A 15281-nucleotide genomic window follows, 5' to 3' on the forward strand; every position below is an offset into this window, starting at 1 on the left:
GGCTGCATCGCTGGCGCTCCTTCGAATCAAAGCGCCAGTGAGAGAATCATACAACATGCTGCAGAGACGCCACTTCTTGCTGCACCGAGTCAATCTGTCGCGCCCCAAAACCGTGTAGACACGCTAGTGCTTTCGCAGGGACGACAGCGGAGGCCGCGGCGCGATATCGGCTCCGGCGAACGCCAGGACGACCGCCGGGAGAAAGCGCCCGCCCTACGGCTGCTCCGCCTCCTCCAGCACCTCCAGCGCCAGTTCCATCGTCATCAGCACCGGATTGTCGCCGCGCACCAGGCGTCCCTCGGCGATGCCGCCGAGATAGTCGACCAGTGCGATGTCGAGCTCGGCATGCAGCCGGCCATCCGCGTCCGGTGCGATCTCGCCCGCGGTCACCGCAAGCTCGGTCGCGAACGGCACCACGCTGTGGCCGTCGGTGAGGACGGCGCCGATGGTCGAGCCGACGCCGCCATGCAGCCGTGCGCGCAGGATGCCGTGCTGGCGGCAGAAGCCTTCCAGCGCGCAGGCAAAATCCTGGTTCGGCCGCAGCCGCAGCGCGAAGGCATGGCTCGTGGTCTTCGCCCCGCGCGGCGCGCTGGCGACGGGACCGAACAGCTTGAAATTGGTCTCGCTGTCCGCTTCGGCCAGGAACGTCGCGCCGTCGATCCCGAACGCGTTCACCTCGAAAGGCTCGGCGACAATGGTTTCGTCCGGCAGCACGTGGCCGCCGTTGAAACGGCCGTCGGCCTCAGTCCAGAGGCCGTGGCAATGAAAGAACGGCGCGCCGTCGCGTTCGCCGAAGGTCAGCGCCGCGAGCTTGAGCCGCGTCACGCCGTCGGGACGGAACGTGTCGCTGTAGAACGCGGCGTTGACGCCATCCTTCGACAGCGCCGGCATCACATAGGCGAACGGCCCGAGCGCGCCGCTTTTCGCGCTCAGGACGCCGCTGCAAAAGCCCTCCGCCGCAAAGCCGCGGCGCACGGCTTCGAGCAAGGGAATGCCGGCCTCGAGCACGAATGAATAGGCGCGGCCGCGCGCGCTGACCCATTGGATGCGCTCTGGATGCGGAGCGCCAGGCTGGGCGATGCTGCGCATCGCCTCACGCGCCCGTCGATTTGGCGATCACTTCGAGCAGCCCGCGCGCCTCGAGCTCGTCACGGATCAGCCGCTTCGGCACCTTGCCGTAGCCGGACTTCGGCAGCGCCTCCCAGAAGAAGAAGCGTTTCGGCATCTTGTAGCGCGGCACTTTTGGCGCGAGATAGGCGGCAAGCTCCGCCTCCGCGACCGCCTCGGCGCCCTCGCGCGCGACGCAGACGGCGACGCCGACCTCGCCCCAGAAGGAATCGGGCACGCCGAGCACCGCGACCTCGCCGACCGCGGGATGGGTCAAGAGCTTCTCCTCGATCTCGCGCGGATAGATATTGGAGCCGCCCGAGATGTACATGTCGGAGGCGCGGCCGGTGATGTAGACGAAGCCCTCCTCGTCCATGTGACCGAGGTCGCCGGTGCGGAACCAGCCGTCGCGAAACGCCTTCGCGTTGGCCTCGGGATTGTCGTAGTAGCCCGCGAACACGCCGGGACCGATCACGCAGATCTCGCCGGTCTCGTGCGCCTTCAGCTCGCTTCCATCGTCGCCCTGGATCGAGACCTGCATCCCGGTGCGCTCGAAGCCGCAAGTGCCGATCCGCGCATGCGGCCCGTCCTCGGGATCGTGCAGGCCGGGCGGCAGCACCGTGATGTTGCCGGTGACCTCACCGAGACCGAAATACTGCACCAGCACGCCGCCGAGCTTGTTCAGCGCCGCCTTCTGGTCCTCGCGATACATCGGCGCGCCGGCGTAGATGATGTAGCGCAGCGAGGAATGGTCGTGCTGGTCGGCGGCGGGATGCTCGACCATCATCTTCAGGATGGTCGGCACCGTGAACATGTTGCTGACGCGATGCTTGGCGATCAGCCGGAAGGCTTCGGCGATGTCGAACTTCTCCGACGGCAGCAGGATGGTCGGCACGCCGCGCGCGGTCTGCACCAATTGATGTACGCCGGCGCCATGCGACAGCGGCGCCACCACCAGCGAGGCGTCCTCTTCCGTGGTGCCGGGCATCAAGTCGGCGAGATGGTTGGTGATGACGAAGGCCATCTGGCCATGGGTCAAGACCGCGGCCTTCGAGCGGCCGGTGGTGCCGGAGGTGAAGAAGAACCAGCAGGGATCGTCATAGTCGACGGCAACGTTCTCGACCACAGCGCCGGCGTGCTTGGCGATGACGTCGCCGAGCGTCGCCTCGCCGAACGTGCCCTCCTCCCCGATCTGCCAGACGAATTCGAGCGCGGGATTGGCGGCCGCCTTGGCATGTTCGGGGAAGTCGGCGTGGCACAGAAACGCCTTGGCGCCGGAGGCCGCCGCGAGATAGGCGACCTCGTCCGGCATCAGGCGGAAATTGGTCGGCACCCAGACCGCGCCGAGCCGGAAGGCCGCGAACATCGACCAGAACATCTCGTCGCAGTTCTTGGAATGCACCAGGATGCGGTCGCCCTTGACGATGCCACGCGCCGCCAATGCCGCCGCCAGCGCCGAGACGTTCTGGTCGATATGGCGCCAGGACCAAGCCTTCTCGTTCCAGATGAAGCCGGGGCGATCGCCGTGGCGGCGGGCGTTCTGGGTCAGGATGTAGGCGAGGTTCATCACCCGGCGCGATACCCGCGCGATCCCGCCGCGCGGCGCGGCAGCAGCCGTCCCGCTCATTGCCGCCCCGCCGATACGCACAACAGACAGGGCAAGGTCAGGACGGTCATCGGGTGTTTCCTCGGTCAGAACCGGGCGTCTTCAAGCGCCGCAAGGGATTGGTACCGCCCGGTTTATCGCCAAGCCGCCGCCTTCGGCAAGGCCCGCCGGGCGCTGCCCGATGATACCGCGCGCCGGCGGCGGTCAACCCGTTGTTTTCTGCCCAGCCCGCTACTGCGGGTGCTTGGCGAGTTCCTGCTCGCTCAGGTTCCAGTCCTGCCACAGCTGCAACGCGCCTATAAAGGCGACCAGCGCGCCGAGCAGGATGTGCCAGAACTGCAGCGCGTGGTCCTCGGCGTAACCAAAGACCATGGGCGATGCAATCAGCCAGAGACCGAGCAGGATGCTGGCCACCTCCTCCCAGCGGTGCAGCGCGACATATTCGAGCTGGGCGATGCCGAGCACCAGCATGCCGACCATGAAGCTGTTGAGGACGAGGTGGCTGCGCTCGATATCGACGGCGCCGCTCACCTGCATCGGAAACCAGGGAGAGACCATGATCAGCACGCCGAGCAGCATGCCGAACCAGTCCTCCCAGGGACGGTGTGTGTTGAAGAAACGATTGTCCGACATGACGAACCTCCTCCGACAAGAGGCATACGTCGGCGGCCGGCTCCGCCACTCCGTACCAGACGACCATCCAGCCGCATCAGGGGCGTATGTCTGTCATCAAACGTAATCGAACTGCATCCATCCGCAAGGCCTATCCCCCGTGCGTGCGACGCGGCAGGAGCGATCGTTGCCGGCAAGATGTCAACGCGCTCCGCCGAGCCGCGCCAGCGCTCCCTTGGCGCTCTGCAAATCGGGCTGCAGCTCGAGCGCCTTGCGGAAATCGGCCGCCGCCCCCTTCTTGTCGCCGAGCCGCAGCTTGGCCTGGCCGCGATTATTCCAGGAATAGACGTCGTTCGGATCGTATTGCAGCGCCTTGTCGTAATCGGCGAGCCCGCCCTTGTTGTCCCCTTGAAAGAGACGGATCATGCCGCGGTTACGCCAGCCGCGCGCATCGGTCGGCGCGATCCTCGCAGCCTCGCCATAGTCGGCGGCGGCGCGATCGAGCTGCTCGGTATCGCGATAGACATTACCTCGATTGATGTAGGCGAGCACGTTGGGCTCGAGCTTGATCTCGGTGGTGAAGTCGGCGATCGCATGCGCCGCGTCGCGCTTGCGGTAGTAGACGAACCCGCGATTGCCGTAGGCGGTGGCGAGCTGCGGATTGTATTTGATAGCGAGGCTGAGGTCGGCCAGCGCGCGGTCGAGATCGCCCTTGTTGAGCCAGGCATCGCCGCGATTGTTGTAGGCCAGCGCGAACGCCGGATCGATGCGGATCGCCTCGTCGTAATCGGCAATCGCATGATCGAGATCGCGCTTGAAAGCGTAGACGCGGCCGCGATTGGTGTAGGCGCAGGCATAGGCGGGATCGAGCTTGATGGCCTCGTTGAGATCGGCGAGCGCTGCATCGAGCTCGCGCTTCTCGGTCAGCCCATGGCCGCGATTGCAATACGCCCCGGCCAGCCGCTTGCCGGTCTCGGTCTTGCCGTCGATCACCGTGGTGCAGGCGACCACGCGGTCGCCGGGTGCCGTCGTCAGGTCGACGCAGGTCTGCCAGCTCGGATCGTCGCCGGCGGCGGCTTGCGGCGGGTCTGGAAGCGTCAGGGCGGCGCCGAGCAATACGGCGGTCAGGCAGGCCAAAATGCGCATATCGTCAATCCACAAATGCCAATTTGCGGGTTGGTCGCGGCTTTGCATCGCCGGGTTCACACGCTTACATCAGGCCCTGCGAATCAACCGGGATTTTGCGATGGCCGCCGTCCGCGACAACAGGGACCAAAACCGCTTCGAACTCGACACCGAGGGCGGCCTCGCTTTTGCGAACTACCGGCGGACGCCCGCGGCCGTCATCATCACCCATACCGCGACACCGCGCGCCCTGCGCGGCCGCGGCATCGCATCGGAGCTGGTCAAGGGTGCGCTGGATCTGATCCGCGCCGACGGCCGCAAGGTGATCGCCGGCTGCGGTTTCGTGGTGGATTACCTCAACAAGCATCCGGAATACGCGGACCTTGCCGGCTAGTGTGCTGAATGCGAAGTTCGTGCGATTTCGCGGCAGCCACTTTCACGAACTTCGCATTCATAAAGCACACTAGAATCATAAGTTTGCTAGTGTCCTTATCGAATCCGAAGTTCGCTCCGAAGGTGCGGCAAATGATGCGAACTTCAGATTCGGGACACTAGAGCCCGTTCTGTTCCGTTGGAATCGGAAAGGGGCTCTAGCTGTTCCTTATGACGCGTTTTCTTTACGCGAACCGGTATCCAATTCGCTCGAAAACGCTTTTGCGCCGCGTTCGTCAGACGATCTTGATCGACATGTCGGGCAGGCCCTCGAGCTTGCACAGCAGCACGTCGCCCTTGACCACCGGGCCGACATTTTCCGGCGTACCCGAATAGATGATGTCGCCGGCCTTCAGCTCGAATGCCTCGGACAGCTTTGCGATCTGCTCGGCGACGCTCCAGATCATGTTCTTCAGATCCGAGCTTTGTCGCACCGTGCCGTTGATCGCGAGCGAGATCGCCCCTTGCGTGAAATGGCCGGTCTTATCAGCCGGATGGATCGGCCCGAGCACCGCGGCATGGTCAAAGCTCTTGCCGATCTCCCACGGCTTCTTCTCCGCGGCCATGCCGTTCTGCAAATCGCGCCGCGTCATGTCGAGGCCGAGCGCGTAGCCATAGACGTGATCGAGCGCCTTGTCGGCCGGAATATTGGTGCCGCCGGATTTCAGGGCGGCGACCAGTTCGACCTCGTGGTGATAGTTCTTGGTCAGCGACGGGTAGGGATGATCGGCGACGGTGCCGATCGCGACATTCTGGATCGCATCCGTCGGCTTCTGGAAGAAGAACGGCGGCTCGCGCGTCGGATCCGAACCGCGCTCGATGGCGTGCGCGGCGTAGTTGCGGCCGATGCAGTAGATGCGGCGAACCTGGAACACCTCGCTGGCGCCGACGATCGGGATCGTCACGGCCGCGACCGGAAACATCGCCTTAGGCGCGGCCTCGGCATGGGCAGGCGCGGATTGCGCGGCGGCGCCGGCCAGTGCGAGGGCGCCGGTCGCAAGCATCGTCCGGCGATCGAGATCAGTCATGGGCGTTCTCCTTGTTGTTGTTGGCCGATCTATAGATGTTCGCCGATCGATAAAAAAGGGCCCGCGTCGGTGCGGGCCCTTTCTATGCGCGGAAGGATGATCCCGTCAGTGCTTGATGTCGGGGGGCAGCTTGCCGCCATTGGCCGCGAGCTTGGTCATCACCTGCTTGTGCAGCCAGATGTTCATGCTGGCGGAATCGTTTGTGTCGCCGGTGTAGCCGAGCTCCTTGGCGAGCTCCTTGCGGGCCGACAGGCTGGAGTCGATGTCGAGCGCCTTCATCAGGTCGACGATCGAGGTCCGCCACTCGAGCTTCTCGCCCTTGGCGGCAACCGCCTTGTCGAGGATCGGGGCGACGTCAACGGACTGCGCCGGCGCCGCGCCGGCGGGCACTGCGGCAGGAGACGACGATGCGCTGCCGGATCCACCGGCGGGAGCTGCGCTTGTGGCCGTTCCGCCGGCGGGCGCAGCGGTGGCGCTACTGCCGAAGATCGCGCCCATGATTTTTCCGAAAATGCTCATCGTTCGCTCCCAAGAGAGTTGAGATGTGAAGGCCAGACGGCCTTGGGCGCCTGACCGAGGTCGCAGTTCAAGTCTATCGCCCCCTCCATAGCTTGCCAATGCGACATTCACTTAAGCGTGAGTGCTTTTGGCACAGTTTGGGAGTACCCTCGTTTTACAGTTCGCGACACGGCCAGTTCCCTGCTCTGTCTTTCGCGTCTGGCTTGATCGTGATCGCTTCGAGAAGCGGCAGGTTTGTGCCCGCATGCCGGGCGCCAGATGCGACCGCCCAGAGGGAGACAACGATCATGGCCACGTCATACCAAGGCAATGTCAGTTCGATGACGCAGAGCGGACAAGGCGCCGCGTCTGCGCCGGTCATCCGCACCATCGGCTTGTCCGATTTGCATCATGCGCTGCGTCTCGGCTGGGAAGACTTCAAGGCGGTGCCAAGTCACGCCATCGTCCTCTGCCTGATCTATCCTGTGCTCGGCCTCGTGCTTGCGCGCACGGTGCACGGCTATTCCGTGCTGCCCCTGCTGTTTCCGCTGGCCGCGGGCTTTGCCCTGCTCGGCCCGTTTGCCGCCATCGGCCTCTACGAGATGAGCCGCCGCCGCGAGGACGGCGGGGAAGCATCTGCGTGGGACGCCATGGAGGTATTCCGCTCACCGTCATTCGGCGCGATGCTTGGGGTCGGAACGCTGCTGTTCGCGCTGTTCGTGACCTGGATCGCCACCGCCCAGGCGATCTACACGGCGGTGTTCGGCTATGAGACCGCGGCCAACATTCCCGATTTTGCCGCGCGCGTGCTGACCACCCAGCAAGGCTGGTGGCTCGTCGTGGTCGGCTGCGGCGTCGGCTTCCTGTTCGCGCTCGTCGCGCTTTGCATCAGCGTGATCGCCTTCCCCATGATGCTCGACCGCCAGGCGACCGCCGGCGAAGCCATGGTGACGTCGATGCGCGCCGTCGCACAGAACCCGGTGCCGATGGCGGCCTGGGGCCTGATCGTCGCGGTGCTGCTGGTGCTGGGCACGATCCCGTTCTTCCTCGGGCTTGCCGTGGTGATCCCGCTGCTCGGTCACGCCACCTGGCATCTCTATCGCGAGGTCATCGTCAAGGATCCGAATGCGCGACCGGTGATCCCCGAACCGCGCGAGCGCAAGCCCGCCGCGGACTTCCCGGCCAATTTGTTTCCGTGGCGGCGCAGCGATCGCGGCTAAGCGCCGCTAACCCGGATTCGTAAACGTCAAAGCAACCGCCGGCCGATATGTTCGGTCGGCGGTTTGTCGTTCAGGATCGTCAAATGGGTGTGAAACTGGCGTGGCATTTGCAGCGCGGCCTGAGAAAAAGCGGCTCGGTCACGAGCCTTGTTTTGGCCGCTGTTGCCGCGAACATACCCGCCGCCTTGCGCGACCAATCGATGACATCGCAGACCCCGGAGTGAATTGCCTATGACCTCTCGCTCTTGCTTTCGCACGCTCGCCGTCGGCGCGTGGCTCCTGACCTCGACGGCATCGGCGCTGGCCGCTCAATGCGGCACGGGCACGTTCGAATCCTGGCTCGACGATTTCAAGAAAGAGGCTGCGACGAAGGGCATTTCGCAGAACGCGATCCAGGCCGGGCTGGCTGGCGTCACGCAGGACAAGGCGATCCTCGCCCGCGACCATTCGCAGCAGGTGTTCAGCCAGACCTTCGAGCAATTCTCGGGCCGCATGGTGCCTCCGCGGCTCAACCGCGGCTCCGACATGATGAAGCGCTACGGCTCGGTGCTGTCGCGAATCGAGGAGACCTACGGCGTACCGGGCGAAATCCTGGTCGCGATCTGGGGACTGGAGACCGATTTCGGCGTCAACACCGGAAAGTTTCCGACCATACGTTCACTGGCGACGCTCGCCTATGATTGCCGCCGCTCCGACATGTTCAAGGCCGAGTTGATGGATGCCTTGCGCATCGTCGAGCGCGGCGATCTGCCGCCGCAGGAGATGCGCGGCGCGTGGGCCGGCGAGATCGGCCAGACTCAATTCATGCCGTCGTCCTACATCAAGTTTGCGGTCGACTTTGACGGCAACGGCAAGCGCGACCTCCTGCACAACGTGCCCGACGTGCTGGCGTCGACGGCGAACTACCTGAAGAGCTATGGCTGGAAGAAGGGCAAGGGCTGGGAGCCCGGCAGCGAGAATTTTGCGGTGATCCAGCAGTGGAACAAGAGCGAGGTCTACGCCAAGACGATCGGCTACTTCGCCACCCAACTCGCCAAGGCTCCGTAGCGCTTTCACACCAGCTTGAGCCGCGCAGCGAGGCCAACCTTCTGCTCTGACTAGATCAAAGCTGGTCCAGCTACGGATGAATCAAAAAGGGCCGACTGCCCCAGGCAATCGGCCCTTATCGCTATGATCAAAACCTACTTCGCCATGCTGGCTTCGGCAGCCTTGCTGAGATGCGCGCCGCAAGCGCCCCACTTGTTGTTCAGCATCGCGTCCTGAGCGAGCGAGACTTCCTTCTCCGCCGCGAATTTGACCTCATTGTCAGCCATAGCTTCGACTGCAGCTTCGGTCTTGCCGAGATTGGCACTGCTGCAGCCGAGGCCCGCGTGATGACGATGCGCGGCCTGAGCGGGAGCGAAAGCGTAGGCAACGGCAGCCACGGTGACTGCTGCGATCAATGTCTTAATCATGGGATGATCCATCTGTTGTTCTTGGACAGATCCCAGCGTGATTGCGGAATCTGCGGAACGATTATTCGCTGTTCCCGGCACCGTTCAGAATGAACTTCGCGCGATACAAACGTGATGAGCGCTGCGCGCGCATCGCGCATGCGTTGCATAGTGTTTTGATTACATGTCGGTAAGGAAGCGGCGCCGCAATAGCTTTGCTCGATGCGTTCACTTTAATCGAGCTGCACTTCCGATAATCAGCAGCGCGTTCGCGCGGCAGGCGAAAATCTGAGCGGACGGGAGGACCGAATTACCTCCGAAGTCAATGCGACTGATTGACGCTGCGTCCGCCTAGGTGTGGCCGCCCCATCATGCTATGAATATTAAATCATTCATACAGCAATATTCCGCATGCGAATCACGCATGGAACCACGCCGCCGTGATCTGGCGTCAGACGCGCGTCATCCCTTGACCGAACGGTCCGTAATTACCATATGAACGGCGTAGTTCAAGCCACCACCATTCTTCTAACTCACTGATCTCAAGAAGATTTTTGCGCCGTCGTCCGACTCTGCGGAACTTTGGTCCACCGGACCTGGCTCGATGCGCCAAACGGTTAACCGGAACTTACCGCCGCTATGCGTTTTGAGCTTAGCTGCATCGCAACATCGGAACTACCGCACTGCACTATATCATCTATATTCACTTCAACGATGAGGCTTTGGAAAAGCTGAATCTGAATTACTAGGAGACTACCATGTTGCTCTCGCTCATCCGCATGATCCAGGCTTTCCGGGATTATCAGCGCAATGTCAGCGAACTGTCCCAGCTCAGCGATCGCGAACTCGCCGATATCGGCCTCGACCGCTCGGACATTCCGCGCGTTGCCGCCGGCACCTACAACGGCTAATCGGCCGCAAGCCATCTTCTGAACGGATAACGCCCGCTTCCACAGCGGGCGTTGTCGTTTGTGGTGCGGTTTCAGATGCATGTGAGATCAAAACGCGCTAACGCTGCGCGATGACACCGCATCAATCTTCTTCCCAACCCGTGCACATCGTGGGCGCGGGGCTCGCCGGCTCGGAAGCCGCCTGGCAGGTCGCCAATGCCGGCGTACGCGCCGTGCTGCACGAAATGCGCCCGCACCGGATGACCGAGGCGCATCGGACCGAAGGCTGCGCCGAACTGGTCTGCTCGAACTCCTTCCGCTCCGACGATGCCGCCAACAACGCGGTCGGGCTGCTGCACGCGGAGATGCGGCGGCTGGGCTCCCTGATCATGCGCTCGGCCGACGCCAACCAGGTGCCCGCCGGCGGCGCGCTGGCGGTCGACCGCGACGGCTTTTCGGCCGCCGTCACCAAGGCGCTCAACGAACATCCACTGATCGAGATCAGCCGAGAGGAAGTCGCAGGGCTGCCGCCGACCGACTGGAGCAACGTCATCGTCGCGACCGGCCCCCTCACCTCGGCACCGCTTGCCGACGCCATCAGGCAGCTGACCGACGAGAGCGCGCTGGCATTCTTCGACGCGATCGCGCCGATCGTGCACAAGGATTCGATCGACATGTCGGTGGCCTGGTTTCAGTCGCGCTACGACAAGATCGGCCCCGGCGGCACCGGCGCCGACTACATCAACTGCCCGATGACGAAGGACCAGTATGACGCCTTCGTCGCGGCGCTGCTCGACGGCGAGAAGGTCGACTTCAAGGACTGGGAGACCAACACGCCCTATTTCGACGGCTGCCTGCCGGTCGAGGTGATGGCCGAGCGCGGTCACGAGACGCTGCGGCACGGGCCGATGAAGCCGGTGGGATTGACCAATCCGCACAACCCGACGGTCAAGCCGTATGCGATCGTCCAGCTGCGGCAGGACAACAAGCTCGGCACGCTCTACAACATCGTCGGCTTCCAGACCAAGCTGAAGCACGGCGCGCAGCAGCGCGTGTTCCGCACGATCCCCGGCCTCGAGAACGCGGAGTTCGCCCGCCTCGGCGGCCTGCATCGCAACACCTTCCTGAATTCGCCGAAGCTGCTCGACGGGCAGTTGCGTCTGCGCGCGCAGCCGCGGCTGCGCTTCGCCGGGCAGATGACGGGCTGCGAGGGTTACGTCGAGTCGGCCAGCGTCGGCCTGATCGCCGGCCTTTGCGCCGCCGCCGACATGCGTGGTGCCGCGCTGACGCCGCCGCCCGCGACGACCGCGCTCGGCGCGCTGCTCGGCCACATCACCGGTGGCCACATCGAAACGATCGAGGCCGGCTCGCGCTCGTTCCAGCCGATGAACATCAATTTCGGTCTGTTCCCGCCGCTGGCCAGTGCGCCGACCAAGAAGCCCGACGGCTCGCGGCTGCGCGGCAACGAGAAGACCGTCGCCAAAAAGCAGGCGATCAGCGCGCGCGCTCTCGCCGATCTCGACCACTGGATCGCAGAGCATCTGCGCGTTGCGGCAGCGGCCTGACAGTCATGAGCTTGCCGAAAGACGATGACGCCACCCTGTCGGTGCGGTGGAGCCAGGGCGTGCTGCTCAAGCGCGACGTGTTCTCGACCGTCGAGCGCGGCCGCTTCCGCGCCGATGACGGCGAGGTCGACGGCGTGCTCCGCCGGCTCGATCAGGTGCCGTTCTGGTCGTTCGCCCTGGCGCTGCATCTGTTCTCCCGCGAGCGCCGCGCGCTGACCTTGGCGCGCGACCTCGACGTCGGGCCGAAGCTGTTGTGGGCCGGCCGTCGCGCGCTGGTGCGTGGCTTCATCGACGGCGCGGCGCTGCATCTAGCGAAGCCGCACGGCGACGTCGCCTATTTTCGTTCCGCCAAGGCCGCGTTGCGCAAGCTGCATCGCGCCGGCATCTGCCACAACGATCTCGCCAAGGAGCAGAACTGGCTGGTCGGCCGCGATGGCCGCGCCTACCTCACCGACTTCCAGCTTGCCGCCTGCTTCAAGACCCGCAGCCGACTGTTCCGCATCGCCGCCTATGAGGATCTGCGGCATCTGTTGAAGCACAAGCGCAGCTACGCGCCGGAGGCGTTGACGCCGAAAGAGCGCAAGGTGCTCGCAAAGAAGTCCGCGGTCGCCAGCATCTGGCTCAAGACTGGCAAGAGGGTCTATCAGGCGATCACGCGCGGCATCTTCAATTTCACCGACCGCGAAGGCGGCGGCCGGAGGCTGGTCAACGACGCCCCGGTATTGATCGATCTGATCCGCAAGAATCCGCAGGTGCGCGACACCGCGATCGTCGCCTTTGCCGACCGGCGCGTCGGCGTCGGACTCTACGCCTTCGTCGAGGCGGACCAGTCCGCGCTGGAAAAGACGCTGCGCAATGAACTTACCGCGGCCAGGGGCGTCAAGCCGCCCGAACACATCCAGGTCGTGCATGCGCTGCCGCGCGATGCCGCCGGCAAGCCGCGCACCGAAATCCTGCAGCTCGTCGCCATGAACCAGATCGACCTGATCGAACCGATGATGCGCAGCGACGCCGATCGCGAGTTCCTCAAGGACATCCTCGAGCAACGCAAGAATCTGCGCGACCGCTTCAATTTTGAAGTCGCCGAGATGGACCGGCCGGCGGGTTAGAGCGCGCTTGTCGGCGCGTGGCCCTCGACAAACGCGGCGCGAAGCTTCACTCTTTGCGAGGGGTAGCGCGCTCAAGGGACAAGTTTAATGCCACTCACCCGTGGCCGGATCGGGGGATACGATTCCGAACGACTGGCGTTCGGATTCACCATGATGAACGGCGACCAGGAAATCGAATGCCAGATCAGCGACGCCGCGTTGGACGAGCTGGCCGGCACGCGTGGAACGGCGAGCATGGCGCGGCAAGCCCAGTTCGTTGCGCTGCGCGACGCGGTCGAACAGATCGCATCCGACATCTATGACAGCGGCCCGATGGTCAAAGGCAGAACGATCCGGATCTTCACCAAGCACATCCCGAAAGAGCAGAGCTAGCGACCGAACTCCCCCGTGCGCGTGGCTCGCCACAACGTCCAGAGCGTGCGCAGGCGCGAAACCGGCTTCGGCAGGAACGGGTCGTAGTCGTCCCTCCTCGCCCGGTTCAGCTCGCGCCTGACATGGGCGAGCGGCAGAAAGATCGGCCTCACGCCGGACGGGACATCCGCAAGCAGTCCGAATGCGGTCTTGAGATGGCCCTGGGCCTCGTCCGCAAGCTGATCGATCGCGGCACGGATGTTCGGCGTCACCTTGCCGGCAAACACCTCCTCCTTGCCGCCGCCGTGCTGCTGCAGCAGCTGCAACGGCAGAAACAGCTGCTGCCGTGAGGCGTCGCGGCCGAGCGAAGCGATGACCTGCGCCATGCCCTGGGCAAGACCCGCATGACGGGCCAGGTGATCGATCGCCTCCGACGGCCGCGCCACCACGCGCGTGGCCTGCGAGAACAGCACTGAGGCCGTGGCGTCGAGATAGCCCTCGAGCGCGGTCAGCGAAGGCATCGGGTCGTTGTAGAGATCGAACTGGTGCTCCTCGACCAACAGCGAGAATGGCGAGACCGGCAGACGGTGATTGCGGATCGTGTGCAGCAGTTCTGCCGCGACCGGATTGCCCTCGACGCCGCCATGGCCCGTGCCGGCGAGCATGTCGGTCCACCATTGCAGCCGCATCTCGCCGGGCAGCGGCTGGCTGACCTGCTCGTGCACGCGCGAGACCTCAATGTTGAAGGCGTAGATCGCAAGCATCGCGCGCCGTTCCGGCCCCGGCAGGAACAAGGTCGACGCGTAGCGCACGAAGTCATGGCTCCGCACCAGATCGGCGCAGAAGGCCGCGCCGTCCTTCGGTGCCTCCGTCGCGCTCATGGCACCGCGATCAGCGCCGCCGCGACGCGACGCCGCTCGCCCAGCATGATGTTGTAGGTGCGGATCGCGGGTCCTGTCTGCATCGGATCGAGCACCACCCGCACGGCCCGCAGGGCCTCGCGCAGGCCCTTTGGCGGGACCCAGACGTCGGTGCCGGTGCCGACGATCAGCGTGTCGATCGCATTGGCGGCCGCGAACACCTTTTGCAGCGAGTGTTCGTCGATCTCCTGCGGTCTGGTGACCGGCCAGGCCCAGATCGAGTCAGGCAGGCACAGGAGCGAGCCGCGGTGCGACATATCGGCAAACGCGAAGCCGCCTTTGCCGTAGGCCTCGATCGGCGCCGACCTCGGAAGATGGGGAGCGTCCGAGGAGTTGCTCATGATCGGCTACTTCTTGGCTGCCGCCGTGTCCGGCTTCTTGGCCGGCGCGTCCTGCGCCGCCTCTCCACCCCGCGTGGTGTGAACACCGAGATAGATCAGGATCGGCGCCGCGATGAAGATCGAGGTGTAGGTGCCGACCAGCACCACGCCGAACATCATGACCGCGGTGAAGCTGTGGATCGCCTGGCCGCCGAACAGCAGCAGTGCGAGCAGCGCCAGCGTCACGGTGACGTGCGTGATGATCGAGCGCGACAGCGTCGAGTTGATCGATTCGTTCAGCAGCTGCGGCATCGGCATCTTCTTGTAGCGCCGCAGCATCTCGCGGATACGATCGTAGATGACGACGGTATCGTTGAGCGAATAACCGAGAATCGTCAGCAGCGCCGCGATGCTGGTGAGGTCGAAATCGACCTGGGTGATCGACATGAAGCCGATCGTGAGCACGATGTCGTGGACGTTGGCGATCATGGCGCCGAGCGCGAACTGCCATTCGAACCGGAACCAAAGGTAGATCAGGATGCCCATGATCGCGAACATCAGGCCGATCATGCCGTAGGCCAGCAGTTCGCCGGAGACGCGCGGTCCCACCACCTCGACGCGACGGTAGTCGACGGACTCGCCGAGCGCGCCGCGCACTTTCGTCACCGCATCCTGCTGCGCCTTGTCGCCGCCGGGCTGCTCGGCGACGCGGATCAGGACCTCCGCCGGATCGCCGAACTGCTGCAGCTGCACCTCGCCGAGGCCAAGGCCGTTCAAGGTGGTGCGCATCGCGGCGATGTCGGCGGTGCCGGACTTGGCCTGCACCTCCAGCAACGTGCCGCCTTTGAAGTCGATGCCGAAATTCAGGCCGTGCGTGAAGAACAGCGTGATGGCAAGGATCGAGAGCAGCGCCGAGATCGGGAAGCTGATGCGGCGAAAGCGGGTGAAATCGAAATGCGTGTCGTCAGGCACGATGCGCAGCGCCGGCAGCAGGCCGAGCGCCGCGACCACGGTCAGCACGGTAATCAGGATACCAAGGCCAATGAGAACGGTATGAGTCACAAC

At 64.3% G+C, this 15281-nt stretch carries 18 protein-coding genes; 8 read left to right on the plus strand and 10 right to left on the minus strand.

What is annotated here, in order from left to right; translation table 11 throughout:
• Nucleotides 1-213 precede the first annotated feature (213 nt).
• The 4 genes from I6F38_RS15565 to I6F38_RS15580 all read right to left on the minus strand — a co-directional run bounded on the left by I6F38_RS15565 (nucleotide 214) and on the right by I6F38_RS15580 (nucleotide 4471).
• On the minus strand, nucleotides 214-1089 hold the full coding sequence (locus I6F38_RS15565; RefSeq protein ID WP_225160961.1) for a DNA-binding protein: 876 nt from the start codon (nucleotides 1087-1089) through the stop codon (nucleotides 214-216).
• Between the two features lie 4 nt (nucleotides 1090-1093).
• On the minus strand, nucleotides 1094-2734 hold the full coding sequence (locus I6F38_RS15570; RefSeq protein WP_225160962.1) for an acyl-CoA synthetase: 1641 nt from the start codon (nucleotides 2732-2734) through the stop codon (nucleotides 1094-1096).
• Between the two features lie 210 nt (nucleotides 2735-2944).
• Nucleotides 2945-3346 carry an SPW repeat protein gene (locus I6F38_RS15575; RefSeq protein ID WP_092083393.1) on the minus strand — a complete coding sequence of 134 codons (402 nt, stop codon included), beginning with the start codon at nucleotides 3344-3346 and terminating at the stop codon, nucleotides 2945-2947.
• A 180-nt stretch (nucleotides 3347-3526) separates the two neighbouring features.
• Entirely contained in the window at nucleotides 3527-4471 is a 945-nt protein-coding gene (locus tag I6F38_RS15580) for a tetratricopeptide repeat protein (RefSeq protein ID WP_225160963.1), read from the minus strand.
• 100 nt (nucleotides 4472-4571) lie between these two features.
• On the opposite strand from I6F38_RS15580, the gene I6F38_RS15585 reads away from it, so the two are divergent.
• The gene (locus I6F38_RS15585) at nucleotides 4572-4844 is read left to right on the plus strand and encodes a GNAT family N-acetyltransferase (RefSeq protein ID WP_225160964.1); all 273 of its coding nucleotides are present in this window, start codon (nucleotides 4572-4574) and stop codon (nucleotides 4842-4844) included.
• Nucleotides 4845-5118: 274 nt separating this feature from the next.
• On the opposite strand, the gene I6F38_RS15590 is transcribed toward I6F38_RS15585, so the two are convergent.
• Both I6F38_RS15590 and I6F38_RS15595 read right to left on the minus strand, forming a co-directional pair.
• Complete coding sequence (locus I6F38_RS15590) at nucleotides 5119-5910, minus strand: fumarylacetoacetate hydrolase family protein (protein ID WP_069278405.1); 792 nt, start codon at nucleotides 5908-5910, stop codon at nucleotides 5119-5121.
• A 105-nt stretch (nucleotides 5911-6015) separates the two neighbouring features.
• Nucleotides 6016-6429 carry a DUF3597 domain-containing protein gene (locus tag I6F38_RS15595; protein WP_212058276.1) on the minus strand — a complete coding sequence of 138 codons (414 nt, stop codon included), beginning with the start codon at nucleotides 6427-6429 and terminating at the stop codon, nucleotides 6016-6018.
• A 287-nt stretch (nucleotides 6430-6716) separates the two neighbouring features.
• On the opposite strand from I6F38_RS15595, the gene I6F38_RS15600 reads away from it, so the two are divergent.
• From I6F38_RS15600 to I6F38_RS15610, 3 genes are all read left to right on the plus strand, one after another.
• The gene (locus I6F38_RS15600; RefSeq protein ID WP_057018609.1) at nucleotides 6717-7628 is read left to right on the plus strand and encodes a DUF2189 domain-containing protein; all 912 of its coding nucleotides are present in this window, start codon (nucleotides 6717-6719) and stop codon (nucleotides 7626-7628) included.
• Nucleotides 7629-7711: 83 nt separating this feature from the next.
• Nucleotides 7712-7852 (plus strand): hypothetical protein, encoded by a 141-nt coding sequence (locus tag I6F38_RS15605; RefSeq protein ID WP_156436338.1) that lies wholly within the window; start codon nucleotides 7712-7714, stop codon nucleotides 7850-7852.
• Between the two features lie 7 nt (nucleotides 7853-7859).
• Nucleotides 7860-8675 (plus strand): lytic murein transglycosylase, encoded by an 816-nt coding sequence (locus tag I6F38_RS15610; RefSeq protein ID WP_225160965.1) that lies wholly within the window; start codon nucleotides 7860-7862, stop codon nucleotides 8673-8675.
• 134 nt (nucleotides 8676-8809) lie between these two features.
• On the opposite strand, the gene I6F38_RS15615 is transcribed toward I6F38_RS15610, so the two are convergent.
• The gene (locus I6F38_RS15615) at nucleotides 8810-9094 is read right to left on the minus strand and encodes a hypothetical protein (RefSeq protein WP_225160966.1); all 285 of its coding nucleotides are present in this window, start codon (nucleotides 9092-9094) and stop codon (nucleotides 8810-8812) included.
• A gap of 725 nt (nucleotides 9095-9819) precedes the next feature.
• Between I6F38_RS15615 and I6F38_RS15620 the strand changes: the two genes are divergently transcribed.
• The 4 genes from I6F38_RS15620 (at nucleotide 9820) to I6F38_RS15635 (ending at nucleotide 12997) form a co-directional block, all read left to right on the plus strand.
• Complete coding sequence (locus I6F38_RS15620) at nucleotides 9820-9972, plus strand: DUF1127 domain-containing protein (protein WP_016846063.1); 153 nt, start codon at nucleotides 9820-9822, stop codon at nucleotides 9970-9972.
• Nucleotides 9973-10082: 110 nt separating this feature from the next.
• Nucleotides 10083-11516 (plus strand): methylenetetrahydrofolate--tRNA-(uracil(54)-C(5))-methyltransferase (FADH(2)-oxidizing) TrmFO, encoded by a 1434-nt coding sequence (gene trmFO, locus I6F38_RS15625; protein WP_225160967.1) that lies wholly within the window; start codon nucleotides 10083-10085, stop codon nucleotides 11514-11516.
• A 5-nt stretch (nucleotides 11517-11521) separates the two neighbouring features.
• Complete coding sequence (locus I6F38_RS15630; protein WP_225160968.1) at nucleotides 11522-12625, plus strand: serine/threonine protein kinase; 1104 nt, start codon at nucleotides 11522-11524, stop codon at nucleotides 12623-12625.
• Between the two features lie 87 nt (nucleotides 12626-12712).
• Nucleotides 12713-12997, plus strand: a complete 285-nt coding sequence (locus tag I6F38_RS15635; RefSeq protein ID WP_168858625.1) for a DUF1488 family protein — start codon at nucleotides 12713-12715, stop codon at nucleotides 12995-12997.
• Here the strand turns inward: I6F38_RS15635 and I6F38_RS15640 are convergent.
• From I6F38_RS15640 to secF, 3 genes are read right to left on the minus strand one after another with little or no spacing between them, the layout of a single operon-like run.
• Nucleotides 12994-13857, minus strand: a complete 864-nt coding sequence (locus I6F38_RS15640; protein WP_225160969.1) for a phytoene/squalene synthase family protein — start codon at nucleotides 13855-13857, stop codon at nucleotides 12994-12996. The genes I6F38_RS15635 and I6F38_RS15640 overlap by 4 nt on opposite strands.
• Nucleotides 13854-14237, minus strand: coding sequence for an MTH938/NDUFAF3 family protein (locus tag I6F38_RS15645; protein WP_225160970.1), 384 nt, complete (start codon nucleotides 14235-14237; stop codon nucleotides 13854-13856). Before I6F38_RS15645 ends, I6F38_RS15640 begins: the two co-directional genes overlap by 4 nt.
• A 6-nt stretch (nucleotides 14238-14243) precedes the next feature.
• Nucleotides 14244-15278, minus strand: a complete 1035-nt coding sequence (gene secF, locus I6F38_RS15650) for a protein translocase subunit SecF (protein WP_225160971.1) — start codon at nucleotides 15276-15278, stop codon at nucleotides 14244-14246.
• Nucleotides 15279-15281 lie beyond the last annotated feature (3 nt).

Source organism: Bradyrhizobium sp. BRP56, assembly GCF_020194035.1.
Lineage (GTDB): Bacteria > Pseudomonadota > Alphaproteobacteria > Rhizobiales > Xanthobacteraceae > Bradyrhizobium > Bradyrhizobium australafricanum.

Excerpts from the sequence above, each read along its gene's own strand:
- I6F38_RS15565 (WP_225160961.1), bottom strand. The coding sequence starts at position 1,089 with ATGCGCAGCATCGCCCAGCCTGGCGCTCCGCATCCAGAGCGCATCCAA.
- I6F38_RS15570 (WP_225160962.1), bottom strand. The coding sequence starts at position 2,734 with ATGAGCGGGACGGCTGCTGCCGCGCCGCGCGGCGGGATCGCGCGGGTA.
- I6F38_RS15575 (WP_092083393.1), bottom strand. The coding sequence starts at position 3,346 with ATGTCGGACAATCGTTTCTTCAACACACACCGTCCCTGGGAGGACTGG.
- I6F38_RS15580 (WP_225160963.1), bottom strand. The coding sequence starts at position 4,471 with ATGCGCATTTTGGCCTGCCTGACCGCCGTATTGCTCGGCGCCGCCCTG.
- I6F38_RS15585 (WP_225160964.1), top strand. The coding sequence starts at position 4,572 with ATGGCCGCCGTCCGCGACAACAGGGACCAAAACCGCTTCGAACTCGAC.
- I6F38_RS15590 (WP_069278405.1), bottom strand. The coding sequence starts at position 5,910 with ATGACTGATCTCGATCGCCGGACGATGCTTGCGACCGGCGCCCTCGCA.
- I6F38_RS15595 (WP_212058276.1), bottom strand. The coding sequence starts at position 6,429 with ATGAGCATTTTCGGAAAAATCATGGGCGCGATCTTCGGCAGTAGCGCC.
- I6F38_RS15600 (WP_057018609.1), top strand. The coding sequence starts at position 6,717 with ATGGCCACGTCATACCAAGGCAATGTCAGTTCGATGACGCAGAGCGGA.
- I6F38_RS15605 (WP_156436338.1), top strand. The coding sequence starts at position 7,712 with ATGGGTGTGAAACTGGCGTGGCATTTGCAGCGCGGCCTGAGAAAAAGC.
- I6F38_RS15610 (WP_225160965.1), top strand. The coding sequence starts at position 7,860 with ATGACCTCTCGCTCTTGCTTTCGCACGCTCGCCGTCGGCGCGTGGCTC.
- I6F38_RS15615 (WP_225160966.1), bottom strand. The coding sequence starts at position 9,094 with ATGGATCATCCCATGATTAAGACATTGATCGCAGCAGTCACCGTGGCT.
- I6F38_RS15620 (WP_016846063.1), top strand. The coding sequence starts at position 9,820 with ATGTTGCTCTCGCTCATCCGCATGATCCAGGCTTTCCGGGATTATCAG.
- trmFO (WP_225160967.1), top strand. The coding sequence starts at position 10,083 with ATGACACCGCATCAATCTTCTTCCCAACCCGTGCACATCGTGGGCGCG.
- I6F38_RS15630 (WP_225160968.1), top strand. The coding sequence starts at position 11,522 with ATGAGCTTGCCGAAAGACGATGACGCCACCCTGTCGGTGCGGTGGAGC.
- I6F38_RS15635 (WP_168858625.1), top strand. The coding sequence starts at position 12,713 with ATGCCACTCACCCGTGGCCGGATCGGGGGATACGATTCCGAACGACTG.
- I6F38_RS15640 (WP_225160969.1), bottom strand. The coding sequence starts at position 13,857 with ATGAGCGCGACGGAGGCACCGAAGGACGGCGCGGCCTTCTGCGCCGAT.
- I6F38_RS15645 (WP_225160970.1), bottom strand. The coding sequence starts at position 14,237 with ATGAGCAACTCCTCGGACGCTCCCCATCTTCCGAGGTCGGCGCCGATC.